11 protein-coding genes are annotated in these 14,553 nt (G+C 43.9%); 8 read left to right on the forward strand and 3 right to left on the reverse strand.

The annotated features are described in order from the left end of the window. Positions 1-25: 25 nt before the first annotated feature. Positions 26-568 (reverse strand): SDR family NAD(P)-dependent oxidoreductase, encoded by a 543-nt coding sequence (locus DP114_RS24945; RefSeq protein ID WP_171977394.1) that lies wholly within the window; start codon positions 566-568, stop codon positions 26-28. A 312-nt stretch (positions 569-880) separates the two neighbouring features. Between DP114_RS24945 and DP114_RS24950 the strand changes: the two genes are divergently transcribed. After that, positions 881-1,630, forward strand: coding sequence for an amino acid ABC transporter ATP-binding protein (locus DP114_RS24950; RefSeq protein WP_169264607.1), 750 nt, complete (start codon positions 881-883; stop codon positions 1,628-1,630). Between the two features lie 63 nt (positions 1,631-1,693). Here DP114_RS24950 and DP114_RS24955 read toward each other — a convergent pair whose 3' ends face one another. Next, a complete protein-coding gene (locus tag DP114_RS24955) occupies positions 1,694-3,619 on the reverse strand; it encodes a GTPase family protein (protein WP_171977395.1) in 1,926 nt (641 codons plus the stop codon). Positions 3,620-3,869: 250 nt separating this feature from the next. Between DP114_RS24955 and DP114_RS24960 the strand changes: the two genes are divergently transcribed. The 6 genes from DP114_RS24960 (at position 3,870) to DP114_RS36595 (ending at position 9,690) form a co-directional block, all read left to right on the forward strand. After that, the gene (locus DP114_RS24960) at positions 3,870-4,163 is read left to right on the forward strand and encodes a hypothetical protein (protein ID WP_169264605.1); all 294 of its coding nucleotides are present in this window, start codon (positions 3,870-3,872) and stop codon (positions 4,161-4,163) included. A 248-nt stretch (positions 4,164-4,411) separates the two neighbouring features. Then, entirely contained in the window at positions 4,412-5,368 is a 957-nt protein-coding gene (locus tag DP114_RS24965) for a hypothetical protein (protein WP_171977396.1), read from the forward strand. Then, positions 5,358-5,840, forward strand: a complete 483-nt coding sequence (locus DP114_RS24970; protein WP_169264603.1) for a hypothetical protein — start codon at positions 5,358-5,360, stop codon at positions 5,838-5,840. Before DP114_RS24965 ends, DP114_RS24970 begins: the two co-directional genes overlap by 11 nt. A gap of 248 nt (positions 5,841-6,088) precedes the next feature. Continuing rightward, positions 6,089-7,525 carry a deoxyribodipyrimidine photo-lyase, 8-HDF type gene (locus DP114_RS24975; protein WP_171977397.1) on the forward strand — a complete coding sequence of 479 codons (1,437 nt, stop codon included), beginning with the start codon at positions 6,089-6,091 and terminating at the stop codon, positions 7,523-7,525. Between the two features lie 62 nt (positions 7,526-7,587). After that, on the forward strand, positions 7,588-8,442 hold the full coding sequence (locus tag DP114_RS24980) for a DsbA family protein (protein ID WP_169264601.1): 855 nt from the start codon (positions 7,588-7,590) through the stop codon (positions 8,440-8,442). 690 nt (positions 8,443-9,132) lie between these two features. After that, positions 9,133-9,690, forward strand: coding sequence for an HPP family protein (locus DP114_RS36595; RefSeq protein ID WP_169264600.1), 558 nt, complete (start codon positions 9,133-9,135; stop codon positions 9,688-9,690). 37 nt (positions 9,691-9,727) lie between these two features. Here the strand turns inward: DP114_RS36595 and DP114_RS36515 are convergent, their stop codons facing one another. Then, the gene (locus DP114_RS36515) at positions 9,728-9,907 is read right to left on the reverse strand and encodes an IS1/IS1595 family N-terminal zinc-binding domain-containing protein (RefSeq protein ID WP_417281514.1); all 180 of its coding nucleotides are present in this window, start codon (positions 9,905-9,907) and stop codon (positions 9,728-9,730) included. A gap of 647 nt (positions 9,908-10,554) precedes the next feature. Here DP114_RS36515 and DP114_RS24990 point away from each other — a divergent pair. Further along, a complete protein-coding gene (locus tag DP114_RS24990; protein ID WP_171977398.1) occupies positions 10,555-14,463 on the forward strand; it encodes a DUF2339 domain-containing protein in 3,909 nt (1,302 codons plus the stop codon). Positions 14,464-14,553 lie beyond the last annotated feature (90 nt).

Genomic DNA, 14,553 nt, shown 5'->3' on the forward strand with positions numbered 1-14,553 from the left:
GCTTCTGCTTCACGATATATTACAGCTATATAGCAGTATACCCACCATCTACAAAAAGTACAGTGCCTGTTAAGTATGACGATGCATCTGATGCTAAAAACACAACCGGACCAATCAGTTCTTCTGGTTTACCACGACGAGCCATTGGTGTAAATGTAACAATCTGCTGCTGTTTTTCTGGTTGGGTGTGTTCTACATTAGCCCCACTCATGATATTTTCAAAATAACCAGGAGCGATTGCATTAACACGAATATTCTTCGATGCCCATTCTACTGCCATGACACGAGTGAGTTGTACGAGGACATCAACCCGTCCAAATTCTTTGACTGTGAATTTGATTAAGTCAATGCAGCTTTGACGTACAGAGATATCAACATAAGTCGCAGCAGCAGTACCAGTAGTATTGATTTCCTCAGCAGTTTGTTGGGCTTGTTCTATGTTGCAATCGCCTACAACGACTTTTGCACCGAATTCAGCTAAACCTTTAGCCATACATTTTCCTAAACCTCTCCCTGAACCCGTGACAATGACAACTTTCTCTTTGAGGTTAAATAGATTGGTATTCATAAGTCTTAGCTTTAAACGCTGACAAGATTGTTGTACCTCTGTTTTGTCACTTTCAACAGAAAATCATTCAAAACCCTTATTTTTACGTACTTTTGCAACAATAGTGGTTAAATGACATACAACAGAGTTCAGGCTACCCCTGCTTTGATTTTGCTCAGAGTGACAAAACAAAAGTAGCTAGTACCTTAGAGTAGAAGAAATAACGCTACCCTTCGGGTGCTTCTAACAGAAGAGTAGGTTGGTGTCTTTACTAATTAATTCCCCTTACCCCTTTACACCCTTACCCCCTTACACTCCTTTTTGTTGACAGTCATGAAATTGAACAAAAATTCCAATGTTGCAGTTAAAGTCGAACAACTGCATAAATCCTTTGGAAACCTCAAGATTTTGAAAGGAATCTCTACTGAGATAAGACAAGGACAAGTTGTAGCTATTGTTGGTCCTTCTGGCTCGGGTAAATCAACTTTTTTGCGTTGCATGAACTTACTTGAAGTTCCGACTGCTGGGAAGATTTACATTAATGGAGTTGATATTACTGCTCCAAAAACTAACATCATGAAGATTCGTGAGAATATCGGCATGGTGTTTCAACACTTCCATCTGTTTCCTCACATGACGACGCTAAAAAATGTTACGTATGCGCCAAAAAAAGTAAAGCAAGTTCCTGGAGTAAAGGCGGAAGAAGAAGGGTTAAAACTGTTAGAAAAGGTTGGTTTAAAGGAAAAGGCGGATGTTTATCCCTCTAAGTTATCGGGAGGGCAAAAACAGCGGGTGGCGATCGCACGAGCCTTAGCAATGAAGCCAGAAATAATGTTGTTTGATGAACCCACCTCCGCCCTTGATCCAGAAATGGTGAAAGAGGTGTTGGAAGTCATCAAAGCTCTTACCCAAACAGGGATTACGATGGCTATTGTCACCCATGAAATGGGTTTCGCGCGGGAAGTTGCTGACAGAATTTTATTTTTAAATGAGGGATACTTGGTCGAAGATGCCCCACCTAAAGAGTTCTTTTCCCACCCTAAGAACGAGCGTGCCCAGCAGTTTTTGGAAAAGATGCTGTGATAATAGCAGGGAACACTTCGACAAGCTCCCTGTTCCCTGCCCTGACTTTGTCAATTCACCAAATCAAACCGGATTTTTATAGTACTCAAACTGATCGCGCAGTTGTTCAACTGTCAAATTCCTCGTCCAATACTCTACCAAAGCGTGGCCAAAAGCCCAAGCGTTGCGATCTGGTGTAGCGGAGTTTTCTAGCAACAGTGGCCAGAGGGAAACCAGGTCAAACTTGAGTGTGTTAGAATTACCAGGATTCAAGAGCGAAAAAAGGTCATATGCCATCTGTAGCTTACCAATGACAATGGGCGTTTGTTCCACTGGAATTTTATCTCCAAGCACATATGCCAAACTAGGCGCTCCGGTTGATAAAGTGGAAAGAAATAGAAGCACAGGACTTTTGAGCAGTGCAGCCAGTCCTTGAGTTGTTGTCATTTGGAAGGTGTAATGTTCGATGATTTTGGCTGCTGCGACGCTACGGCTTTCTTGATCGCGCAAAAAACGGGCAAGACGCAGTTGCTTGGCTGGTGCGATCGCCTCCATCAATCCCAACGATAACGCCTCCACTCCCCAAGCCGTTCGACTCGTTTTAACATCACTTGTCACCACAGGTAAAACTAGATTGCAAAAATCGCTGAGAGTTTCAGCACGATACTGGGTGGCTTCGCGAATAGAAATTTCCTTGGGGCGATCGCCCGATTCCCAATCATAAGGAGGATTCCACTCACGTATAGGACGCAGACGATCTACTTGAGTCACAATCGAAATTGTCGGTAAGTCTGTAATCTGTGCCTTCATATCTGTGAGGAAGTCCACATCCATTTGTAGGGCAGGATCAAGAGCAGGGGTAACTAACAGTAGCAAATCGGCATTTTTGGCATAATCCAGCACTATCTTGCGGAAATCACCACGGTTGACTTGTTCAAAACCTGGTGTATCCCAAAGTGTCAGCGCTTCTCTGGTTTGGCTTTGCCAGTGATAATTCTGGACCTTATCAGTACTGGGTAACACATCAACGGCTGCTCGTTCTGCCTGAAATAAGGTGTTAATCAGGCTGCTTTTCCCGGAACCTGTTCGCCCCACCAACAGGATATTAACAGGTTTTTGCTGAACTGCAACGGCGGGTTGTGCTTGGGCAAGGATGTCTCGGAGTGTTTGGGTTTTCGCCTGAGGTGGAGTTGGTGTGGAAACGGGGGATTCTGAAATTGGGAGTTTGGTACCACTGTAGAGGGCGATCGCCTGCCCTGATAAATTCCTCAAAGCAGCTTGCCGTAGTAACTGGCTAAAATTCACCAGCAGTTGTTCAGTTGCTCGGTTACTAGAACGCTTACTCGCAAGTTTCGCCACCGCCGCCACAGGATTCAATAGCCACTGTGCCCAGTTCAAAGCTTGCAAAAGTTTACGAGCAGATGGCTCCAGTTTCTGGTATAGTTCGTATGCTTCGTATGCTTGCCCAACACTCACCTGATTGAGCACGGGTGATAACTTTTGCATCCATTGGTCGAGGTCATCCACTGTTCCCCGAATCAACGCGTAAGCTTGGGGAATGTAAATGTTGAGCAGGGGATACTTGACTTCAGGATAGTAGATCTGGGCGATCGCAGTCACAAGTTCCTGACACCGCTGCCAAAAAGTTAGCCAGTCTTCCCAAATTGGGCGATCGTCCTGTGATTTTTTGAGGATGTCTTGCAGTAGAACTTCTGCTCGATTCGCGGCGTCACTTCCCGCTGGTAATACTGTTGTCTCGTCTGATGTATTGTCTGAAAAGTTCAGTTCTTTGGTGACTTGTGCGACAACGGCTTCCATTTGCCCTACGGCAGGTTGAGTCCATCGAACCAGTAGCCAACGCCAGCCAACGAAGACGAGGATAAACACGCCCCAGATCCAATTAATGCGCCACTCGTGGATTTGCAACCCTGCGGATATTAGCAAAAAACTGATGATTGTTACCAGCGGTAGTGCTAAGACGATCCACTGCCATACTTTTAACCGTATCATTGCCCCCTGCCTGTTTTGATGCAACTGCTTTTATCACTAAGGTAGCGGATACAGCTCGCACTCAGCTGAATAGAATATGAGAGAGGCAATCAGCCTGACTAAAAATAAAAGTACCAGCATTTTGCTGGACTTGTTATGAGTCGTCAGTTCTCCAGCTGATGTCAGTTGTTGTAATAGTTAGATCTCTCAAAGCAGTGGCTAATCCGCGAGCAGTTTCTACACCCGCACATATACCTTTTATAGAGGAAAAATGATTGATTCGCAAGAACAAAAGCCATCTTATCCAAAACCTTACAAGCCAAAAATACAAGAACCAAGACCACAATCGTGTCAGCACATCAAAATCTTGGATTGCAACAAGCCAATCAGCCGCGTCTTCTTTGAATGCTACCACTGTCGTCAGGGTTTGTTAACTGAATGCAAGGGAGAGTCTGCGGTACAAGAGTTTAAGGTGCCTTGTCCGACTTGCGGCAAAACTGCTATCTATCTGATGACGGGTGAAATAGTTTCAACAACGGCAATTCCCTCACCCTGGGATAGATAACGGAGCCACTCGCTAGCCCCGGAGGGGGCGCTGCGCAAACGCTTCTATTCAAAATTCAAAATTCAAAAACAAGATTTTGAATTTTGAATTCCCCAAGCATTTTTACTTATTCAAACCTGAGTTCGACTTAACTCGTCCCCCAGCTATAAAACTGTCACTGCCAAAGTTTTTGAGATAAATACTTAACCATTTCCGTAAACCCTCTAGCCAAGATTGTAGTACTAGTCTGGGACAAGACGGATACTCTAATGGTTTTCAATATAACAGCATTTACCTTCTTCAACGCCTACGCAAACACTAAGCATCGAATTCGTATTTATTCAGTAGAAAGAAGCAGCAAGATAGTCCTAGAAGATATAGTTATTGCTTTACTGACTCAGCCAGACGGTGATAGCAGCGCAGAACTTGATGAAGCAAAGCGCACTACCAAAGATTTGATAGAACTAGCCGGAATAGAACCTATCAAGGTTAATGATGGGATTCACTTGGCAACCGTTGACCAGATGGAAGATTTTTATGATTACTGCGACAGCCTTGGGAACTATGGTGTCCCTACCGTCTATGAAAGTCTTGGACACTGGTGGGTTGGAATTCGGGAGTTAATGGAGAATAAGCAAGCTCACATGGGAACCGTGGTAGCCCGTCTTCCTATGTGGGGAAAAGAGCAGGAGAGGGCACGGCAGTTATTTGGAGAAAACTATCGGACAGAGCAACCTGTAAAAGTCTTGATAGCACAGTATTGCAACTTAAACGTTAACTGGATAATTGAAGCTATTAGAGACAAGATAAAAACGAGAGCGTCTTACGTTTACCGCGACACAACCGGCGAAGTTCCTGGGAAGATTACGCGCGTTGCTAACTCAGTTGAAACTGCCCCCGCTGCCAAATCTTCTCCCAATGCTTACACGCCTGAGTTTTTTGTTACACAGATGCCTGCGATAGCTGAAAAATTAAATTCACTCAGCGAATTTATTGAAAAATGCAGGGATAACAGTAACATCAAAGATCAGATCGCGAAGGACGAGCAAAGAGTTGAAGAAATGAGGTTAGAAGGCAAGACGGACGATGAAATTATTGAAGCCATCTGGGAAGTCACGCCATCATCCCATTTAGTACAGTTAGAGTCAGAAGGTGAACGTCGCAACTATCAGTACGAAATACTAAAAGCATTTGTTGCAACCTGTGGAGGACGCAATGTTGCCTAAGGGGGATGTCGATAAGATAGTTGAAATGCTGGAATCTAAAGGGTTTGTGCCGAAAACGCGATCCTGGGGAGGCGAAACCAATATAGTAGGAAAGGGAGCAGGTTGCTACACTTTCACCGTTCGACAGAGTAAAGATAATCCAAGTCTTTTTTATGCCAACCTCAAGAAAGATGATTTGGTATTCAGCAGGGAGAATGCGGACTGGAATGAGTTATCTGGAGCCATCAATTACGCTGTTAGCATAATTCAAGAAAACCTTGGAATTCAAACAGTAACTCAAGAAGTTAAACCTGAGGTCGTTCCTAAAGTTCTTCCCATCGCCAAAACTGAGTATAAGGCTAGCGGTTTTAAGCAGAGTTGGGTACTTGTTCTTACTAGTGGCGTAGCGATCGCCTCAATAGCCTTTGGTGTAGTAGCTCAGAGCAAGCAGTGCTTACTGCAACCAGTCAATGGGTTGCAACAGCAACGGTAACAACTGAATACAAGAAGAATCAAAAGTGAATTTGAGATCGCTTCTCAAATTTACCTTTGAGAGTCTTAAATTGTTTGGAAATCAATTTACAGCCATTTTCAGGTAAATAGACCACAGTGATTGAACCAACAATCATGCATCATCTTCAATAATGTAATTTACCGCAAGAGCTATAAATTCCCCTTATTTTTTGACTTTTGACTTATGTTGACTTTAAGCTAGTACAGAAGAACTATCCAAAGGATGGAATGTCTGACTTAATTTTATTTTGGCATCGTCGCGATTTACGTATTTCTGACAATACAGGGCTTGCTACTGCGAGAAAGCAAAGTCCAAAGGTGGTGGGTGTGTTTTGCCTCGATCCAAATATTTTGGAACGAGATGATATTGCCCCGGCAAGAGTGACTTACATGATTGGTAGTTTACAGTCACTACAGGAGCGATATGCTCAAGCAGGTAGCCAGTTATTGATTCTTCACGCTGAACCGACTCAAGCTATTCCAAAACTGGCGATCGCTCTGAAGGCAAAGGCTGTATTTTGGAATTGGGATGTGGAACCGTATTCTCAAGAACGCGATCGCACGATTATCGAAGCACTCAAAGAAAAAGGTATCCAGTTTCTAGAAAAAAACTGGGATCAAATCTTACACTCACCAGATGATATTCGTACTGGTTCCCAGCAACCTTACACCGTTTACACTCCCTTTTGGAAGAATTGGAGTAGCAAACCAAAAGCTAAGCCTGTAGAAACTTTGGAAAATGCCGAAGGATTGACAAAAGCCGAAAAAGAAATTGCCGAAGCTTCAGGAGTTATAGAATTACCCTCAGCCAAAGATTTAGGTTTTCATTGGGATGGAGAATTAGTTATAACGCCAGGGGAGGCGGCGGCGCAAGAACGATTAGAGGAGTTTTGCGCCAGTGCGGTTAATGAATATCAAGAACAGCGCAATTTTCCAGCAGTTGAAGGTACATCTAAATTGAGTGCTGCTTTGAAATTTGGTGTCATTGGTATTCGCACTGTTTGGCAAGCCACTTTAGAAGCGCTAGAAAATAGTCGCAGTGACGAAACAGCAACCAACATCCGTACATGGCAACAGGAACTAGCATGGCGGGAGTTTTATCAACACGCAATGTATAACTTCCCGCAATTAGCAGAGGGTGCTTTCCGCGATCCTTTCAAAAACTTTCCCTGGGAAAATAACGAAGAATATTTTCAAGCTTGGTGCGAGGGTAGAACTGGCTATCCCATCGTTGATGCAGCAATGCGCCAGCTAAATGAACTGGGTTGGATGCATAACCGCTGTCGGATGATTGTCGCGAGTTTCTTAACCAAAGACTTGCTGATTAATTTCCAGTGGGGAGAAAAATACTTTATGCAGAAGCTGATTGATGGTGATTTATCTGCTAATAATGGGGGTTGGCAATGGAGTGCTTCTAGCGGTATTGATCCAAAACCTTTGCGAATTTTTAATCCTGCCAGTCAAGCGCAAAAGTTTGACTTTGAGGGCGAGTACATTAGGCAATGGGTTCCCGAATTGCGTTCTATGGATGCAGAGTATTTAGTAACTGGGAAAATTTCTCCTTTGGAACGTCATGCTGTTGGTTATCCAGATCCAATTGTGGATCATAATAAACAGCAACGACTGTTTAAAGAGCGTTATCAACAGCAAAAAAGTCAGACATAAGTTTGACATATATTGATGAAGTACCATTCCGCCTTCTTCACAGATTAAGATAGCGCTGCTTTATGAATATATGGTCTAATTTCTGTCATTCGCGCTTTCTGCGCCAAGCTGTACGAGCAGGATTGGCGCTATGCATAGTATGGTTGAGTTTGTCAACCCCTGTGCAAGCTGCCACAAATACTAGTCAAGTCAACAGCAATAATCTTATTAATCCAAAATTGGAAGCCGAAGTTTTGCAGATTATCCACAATCACCCAGAGGTGGTTGTAGAAGCTTTGCAAGCGTTCCAGCAACAACAACAAAAGCAGCAACAACAAGCCAAGCAGTCAGTTTTGCAGGAGATAAAGACAAATCCCAACAAAATCATTGGTGAATCTCCGACTACTGGCGCAACTGAACCAAAGATTCTGCTGATAGAGTTCTCAGATTTTCAATGTCCTTATTGTGCCAAAGCTCATAAGACGTTGAAGCAGTTTATGGCTCGTCATCAAGATGAAGTTACGTTGGTGTACAAACATTTTCCCCTAATCTCAATTCATTCTGAAGCAATGCCCGCTGCTAAAGCCGCTTGGGCGGCTCAACAGCAAGGAAAGTTTTGGCAGTACCAAGATGCTTTGTTTTCAAGCCAAGGTAAATTAGGGGAGAAATTGTATGTTGCGATCGCCAAAAAACTGAATTTGGATCTCGAACAGTTTAACCAACAGCGCAGTGGAAATGCAGCCGATGCTGTGATTCAAAAGGACATAGAGACGGCGATGAGACTGGGAATTCAGGGTACTCCTTTCTTTGTCATGAATGAGGAGACATTTGATGGTGCTGTTGAGCTATCTGACATCGAGAGGATACTAGCAAAGAACAGTAAAAAAAATCTTAGTAACTTAGATCTTGCACCTCGACCTGAGTACGCCTTGAACTGAAGTTCAAGGCTTATAGCCAAAGTCCGTTAAAACGGACTCAAACGCATATCCAGTAAGCTTTAGCTTACAGTAGCTCTGAGGCAAGAAATTTATTTCTTGGCGAACAAGAATTATGGTGCAAGATCTAAGGTAAGAGGTGTTCAACAGTTTTTACCCATGCTGGAGGACGCCCTCCTTCCAGTCGGGCTGAGCCTTCGGCACGCTACGTTGACGAGCTTGAACTACATATAACTACATAGTACTACGTTGACGGTGTAGACGCTAAGCATTTTTGCTTAATGCTGCCGGACAACATCAAAAGTCCGCTTTTGTATTAAAAACGTACTACTCGGTCTTTTCTGATCTGATTGCGAATTTTGGGAGCTTGTTGCACCTTACCCCCCCCGAATATATATAAAATACTTAAAAATGAAGGAAAAATACCGTAACAAAAAGTACTTATTAGCTTTCTTCGTACGGGTATAGGAATTGCCGCGCTGAAACAGTGTAGTATGTGCTTCTATTCACCACAATCTTTATCGGTTAATGGGTAATTGCTTGAGTTTTTGAAACACCCTCTAAAATCGCCAGCAAGGCTCTTTAAAATCTGTATATTTGGATCCATTTCGCGACTTTCCTGAAAAATGTCATGATATTCTAACTTTAGCAAAGCACTCATTTCATGAAATCGCAAAGGTCATTGGGTAGTTTATGCTCGACTATAAGAAAGCTCGGTTGAAATGGAAAAGTTACTGGTTTAAAACACTTGGCAGATGGCGCTCCTGTCCTTTAACCTGTTCGGTCGATCGCCCGCATCATCGGCACGTTTTCTGGAGCTGGTTTGGTAGTTTTATCGCGATCACCGTAACCTCTTACCTTACCGTGAAAACGAACTCTCCGCTGCTGATGGCCCCGTTTGGTGCGACAAGCGTCTTGATCTTTGGTGTCCCTGATAGCCCATTGGCTCAACCGCGTAATGTCATCGGTGGCAATCTTTTAGCGGCTCTCGTAAGTCTGATAATTCTGCATTTTCTCGGTTCTTCTCCCTTGTCAATGGGACTGGCTGTTTCGACTGCGATCGGGGTCATGCAACTTACCGGAACGGTACATCCCCCATCGGGAGCCGTTGCATTAGTAGTCATGATGACCCAACCCAATTGGCAATTCCTGCTGACACCTGCCTTAGAAGGCTCGATGATTTTAGTGCTGTGCGCTGTGATTTTCAATAACTTAGCTGAAGAAAGAACGTATCCAAAACATTGGCTGTAGTGTTATCTTTAACAAAGTAAAAACTTCAAAATCGCTACTACAAAATTGAAGCTATCGCTGCCAAAGATAAACGTTCGAGCAAGAGCTTATCGATTAACTCACGTTTCGAGTTGTCAACTGGTTGTCGGGTTGGATTTTCAACAAATTGTCGTCCACAATTTTGGCATTTGAACCGTTGTTTCTCATAGTGAGTGCGTCCATTTTGAACATTGCTGATGCCGCGCCTGTTTCATCCCGTTACAATTTACTGTAACGAGTTTTTGTCTATCGTAAACAGTGAACAGTCAACAGTGAACAGCGGAGTCAGTGAACAGTGAGTCCAGTGCTTGATGAGGGTTTCCCGACAGAGGCATCTGGCGTAAGCGCAAAGCGCACGCCAAGGGCGAACGCGAAGCGTCTCCGTTCGGCCTCAAGCCGTGCCCGTTCGCGCAGCGTGTCCCTTTGGGACTCAGGGCTCAGGAGATACCCGATAGCCCTCCGGGTTCGCCAGTCGCCTGCGGAGGGAGACCCTCCCGCAGCGCTGGACTCACCGTAAGGCGTGGCGTTAGCCATAGGGTGAACAGTAAACAGTTAACAAAAGAAACAGATCCGTATTTTCTGTTGTAACTGATAACCCTTCGGGGAGAACCTCCGGTTCCGCTGCGCTAACGCAGTCGCCTCTGTCGGGAGACCCTCATCAAGCGCTGGCTCACTGATAACTGGTAACTGGTAACTGATAACTGGTAACTGGTAACTGATAACTGGTAACTGGTAACTGATAACTGATAAAAATTCACCGCAGTCAGCCGAGCAAGTGTCACAGATAATGGGAAAATAATTTTTTATCAGGATAATGATAAAGTATCGCGCTCTGTGCGTGGGCTTATGTCACCAAACTTTGATTCTTCTCTCAAAATTGAAATCAAGCTTGCATCTAACAATCCTGAGTTATTGCATGGACTTGATATATGGTTGCGCTTGGGTTTGATCTCGGATACCCAAGTTAAGCAAATCTGTCGAGAGTTTCTGGTTTGTCGTGTGGAGTTGCAACCACAGACTCTACCTGAACCGCAAGCAGAGACGTTGCATGCAACGTCTCTACTTCAGGATGATGCATTACCGACAGCTAAGAAACCTAATGTTCTTGCTCGGATGTTGCAGTCGCTGGGCGAAGAGTTAAGTGTCCGCTGGCTGCTATTTTTAGGAATGTTTTTAGTGGTGGTATCCTCTGGGGTTCTCGCCGCGAGTCAATGGCAAAGGTTTCCGCCTTCTGGACAATATGGAGTTTTGCTTGCTTATACTCTGAGTTTTTGGGGGATAAGTTTTTGGGCTGGTAGACAGCCTCATTTAAGCTTAACAACTCGAACGCTGCTGATTGTCACACTGTTGTTGGTGCCAGTCAACTTTTGGGCAATGGACAGTTTCAATCTTTGGCAAAATCCTTTGAATTGGGTTGTCATTGCAATAGCTTCTATTACGCTTTCAGCAATTACTTTTTTATTTTGCAACAATCGGCTGTTTTCTACTTATCAGCCAGCTCGAAAATTATCTTTAGTTAATATTCTGGCACTGTCGTATCTACACTGGGGTTGGCAAATCCCAGGATTTCCCTTAATTGCAGTTTATTTAGCAACAGTAGGAACAACTCTCGCTACTATCTATCACACTCGTCACCCACAAAGGCAGACGATTGTAAAAGTTGAAGATCAAAAAACTGAATTAGGTATCAGTCTGTCTTCACTCGTCATTGTTTATGCCTTATTTGTGCTGTTGGTACGAGCGATTTTTGTTGTCCGCGTAGAGATCCAAGAATTGGGTTTAGCTGTTGGTATTTGCGGGTGGCTAGTGACTCGGTTAGCACAGTCAGACAAAGAAACAAGGGTACAAGGGAAAGAACTTTCTTCTATCTCTTTGACTCCCTCCGTCCCTCACCCCCCTCCCTCACTCCCCTGGGAATTACTTGGCGGTATTCTACTATTCCTTGGTTGGCTGGTGTCGGTAAGTGCTACTTTTCCTTGGCAAGCAACGGCTGTTAGTGGTTTGGGTTTGTGGTTTTTCAGTCGGCGCTTGCAGTTGGGTGGTACGCGCGTCGATGTGGGAGCGATTTTCGCTATTGGGTTGGAGACGATTTGGCTGTTATGGTTGTTAGTGCCTTTTGGGTTGCAAGAATGGGCGATTAGCACTGCTACTCAACTAACTCATTCTCAGAATACACCTTGGGCGTTGCTGAGTGTGGTGTTATTTCCCTATCTTGTTTTGATGGTGGCGTTGACGGATAGACTTTATCGCGCTCAAAAGGTGCAATTGGCTGATTTTGGAGAAAAATTAACGCTGGTGTTTGGAATCTCACTCACTGCGGTGAGTTTGGTAAATCCCACGTTACGTTCCTTGAATTTACTTTTATCTGCAATCACTTTAGGAAGTGTCAGCCAGCGACGACTTCCCACCAGAATAAGTCTGGTGTACATGACTCAAATTGCAGGGGTGCTAACGCTTTGCTCAATCATTGACCGCTTTTTTCCTTATCTTAATACACAAGTCTGGGCAAGCATTGTGTTGGCTGTGGCGGTTGCAGAGTGGTTGTTTTGTTGTTTGGGTAATAAAGTCTGGCACAAGAGTGCATGGTACATGGGTTTGGGACTGGCGGCACTGAGCTACACTCTATTATGGATGAATGCTGAACCAGTCTGGTTTGGTTCTGGTAATAACAGTGAGAGTTGGGGTTTGGTTTGGTTAATCACTCCTATAACTTTCACAGGTATAGCTATTCTGGGTTTTAAATCTCCAGCTAGCACAGTAGCACGTCCGACTCTCAATGCTTGGTTGAGTGTCGCCGCTTTGGGACTTGCGCAGTCACTAATGTTACCACTATCTGGAGGTAGATTAATCGGTTTGGCTGTCGCTAGCGCTTTGATGTTTGTTAATACGCGCTATTTGCGACACAAAGTATCTGCGTTAATTACTGTAGGTTTTGGACTGGGTTTCATTGCTGCCCTGTTATGGGAAGGTGTGCCTGGTTTAGCAAGATTATCTTTACAGGGCTGGTTTGTCGTAGGAGGAGTTTGTACAGTTGGTTTATGGCTAATTCGTAAATTGTTAAGCACCAGAGAGAACGAATTAGTAGCTATTTATGCAGAAGCAAGTGACAAGTGGGCGATCGCACTCTGCTGTGTAGAGTTGTTGCTGCTGAGTATTCACTCAACGCTTGTTTATCAAGGGCTAACGAAATCTGATTTTCTCTACTTAACTTCTTCTGCAATAATTCTAGGAGCAATTGTTTATCGCAGTTGGCAGCAACCTAGTAATTGGAGTTTTTATGGTATTGGGTGGTGTCTGGAATTATTGATTGCTGAAGTTTTGGGTTTTGGCGAACGTTCTATTATCAAGATTGCAATTGCTAACATCGCCTTAGGTTTGCTTACTCAACTTTTAGGGGAGTGGTGGCGATCAAAACACCGACTCGAAAAACTTCCCAACCGCTGGCACATTCTGCCTTTGTTGTATGGTGTCTTTGGTGTCGCGTTGCGTTCTTCAACCTTTGCCAACTGGACAGGTTTATCTTCTGTTGCTGTGGCTTTCATTGTTATTGGAGTTGGGCGACGGCGTCGAGAATTAAAACCCCTACTGTATCTGGGACTGATTGGGATATCAATTTCAGCATATGAACTTTTATTCTATCAACTCTTGCAAGCACCACCAGGAGGAGCATATGGCGATGGCTTAATTGCTATGTCTGTTCTTGGCACTGGCATTATGTATGCATATCGCCTTCTTTCGCCTTGGCTTGTAGACTACTTACGCCTAAACAGCAAAGAACTGAAAGTTGTTGCTCATATTCACTGGATTCTTAGTAGCTGTTTATTACTTTCTGCCACCTTCACCCCCATTGCAATAAACCAACTTGTAGGCTTGGGAACAAGTATATTTCTGATTCGTTATGCCATTTTTCAAGGACGCTACCATCCACAATCTACAATGGCACAAATGTGGGTTTACCTTGGCTTGCTAGAGATCGCAGGGTTCAGAACTTTCTGGATTTATACAGCAGTAGGACGCTTATTTGCTGAATCGTTACTTCCTTGGAGAGCGCCAATAGCTTCTGTTGTTGCCTACTTTCTCTACATTTTACCTTGGGAACGGTGGGGTTGGTCTAAAAGACCTTGGCAAAACGCTGCATATATTTTGCCATTGATATATCTGTGGGAAAGTCGAGGCGAAATTTATCCAGTCGGCTTGCTGATCACAGCAGGGTTTTATGCTTTTATTGCCAAGGTTTCAAAACAATTCCGTTTCACCTATGTCAGTGTAGTTCTAATTGATTGGGCGCTGTTTCGTTGGTTTTGGGACTTACATCTGACTGATGCTTTGTGGCGTGTCATTCCGATTGGCTTATCACTGCTGTATGTTGCTCAATTCGATCCTAGCCTGAGAGAATTTCCAATGAAACCAAGTCGCCACTCGGTGCGGCTACTGGGCTGTGGTTTAATTTGTGGATGGGCTATTATCTTTCATCAAGATACGGCATTTATACCCGGATTTTTGAGTCTTATCGCCATTTTTGCAGGATTAGCTTTGCGAGTGCGGGCTTTTCTGTATGTTGGTACAAGCAGCTTTTTTATCACGAGTTTCTATCAGTTGGTGATTTTTAGCTTGCATTACCCATTTTTGAAATGGGTAGTTGGCTTGCTTGTTGGTATCATCCTAATCTCGATTGCTGCTAACTTTGAAACCCGTCGCGAACAGATTAATTCCTTACTTCGCAACTCCAGTCAGCAATTGCAGGAATGGGAATAGTTTTGGGTGTTTTGTCAATATACAGGAATCCGGTTTGGTTTATGAATGAACTCGTTTCCCACACGCTGTAAAAAGTCACGCTAATAACTT

The organism is Brasilonema sennae CENA114 (assembly GCF_006968745.1).
Lineage (GTDB): Bacteria > Cyanobacteriota > Cyanobacteriia > Cyanobacteriales > Nostocaceae > Brasilonema > Brasilonema sennae.

What these genes read in the sequence shown, in the direction of transcription:
- DP114_RS24945 (WP_171977394.1), bottom strand. Translation starts at nt 568, where the DNA reads ATGAATACCAATCTATTTAACCTCAAAGAGAAAGTTGTCATTGTCACG.
- DP114_RS24950 (WP_169264607.1), top strand. Translation starts at nt 881, where the DNA reads ATGAAATTGAACAAAAATTCCAATGTTGCAGTTAAAGTCGAACAACTG.
- DP114_RS24955 (WP_171977395.1), bottom strand. Translation starts at nt 3,619, where the DNA reads ATGATACGGTTAAAAGTATGGCAGTGGATCGTCTTAGCACTACCGCTG.
- DP114_RS24960 (WP_169264605.1), top strand. Translation starts at nt 3,870, where the DNA reads ATGATTGATTCGCAAGAACAAAAGCCATCTTATCCAAAACCTTACAAG.
- DP114_RS24965 (WP_171977396.1), top strand. Translation starts at nt 4,412, where the DNA reads ATGGTTTTCAATATAACAGCATTTACCTTCTTCAACGCCTACGCAAAC.
- DP114_RS24970 (WP_169264603.1), top strand. Translation starts at nt 5,358, where the DNA reads ATGTTGCCTAAGGGGGATGTCGATAAGATAGTTGAAATGCTGGAATCT.
- DP114_RS24975 (WP_171977397.1), top strand. Translation starts at nt 6,089, where the DNA reads ATGTCTGACTTAATTTTATTTTGGCATCGTCGCGATTTACGTATTTCT.
- DP114_RS24980 (WP_169264601.1), top strand. Translation starts at nt 7,588, where the DNA reads ATGAATATATGGTCTAATTTCTGTCATTCGCGCTTTCTGCGCCAAGCT.
- DP114_RS36595 (WP_169264600.1), top strand. Translation starts at nt 9,133, where the DNA reads ATGCTCGACTATAAGAAAGCTCGGTTGAAATGGAAAAGTTACTGGTTT.
- DP114_RS24990 (WP_171977398.1), top strand. Translation starts at nt 10,555, where the DNA reads ATGTCACCAAACTTTGATTCTTCTCTCAAAATTGAAATCAAGCTTGCA.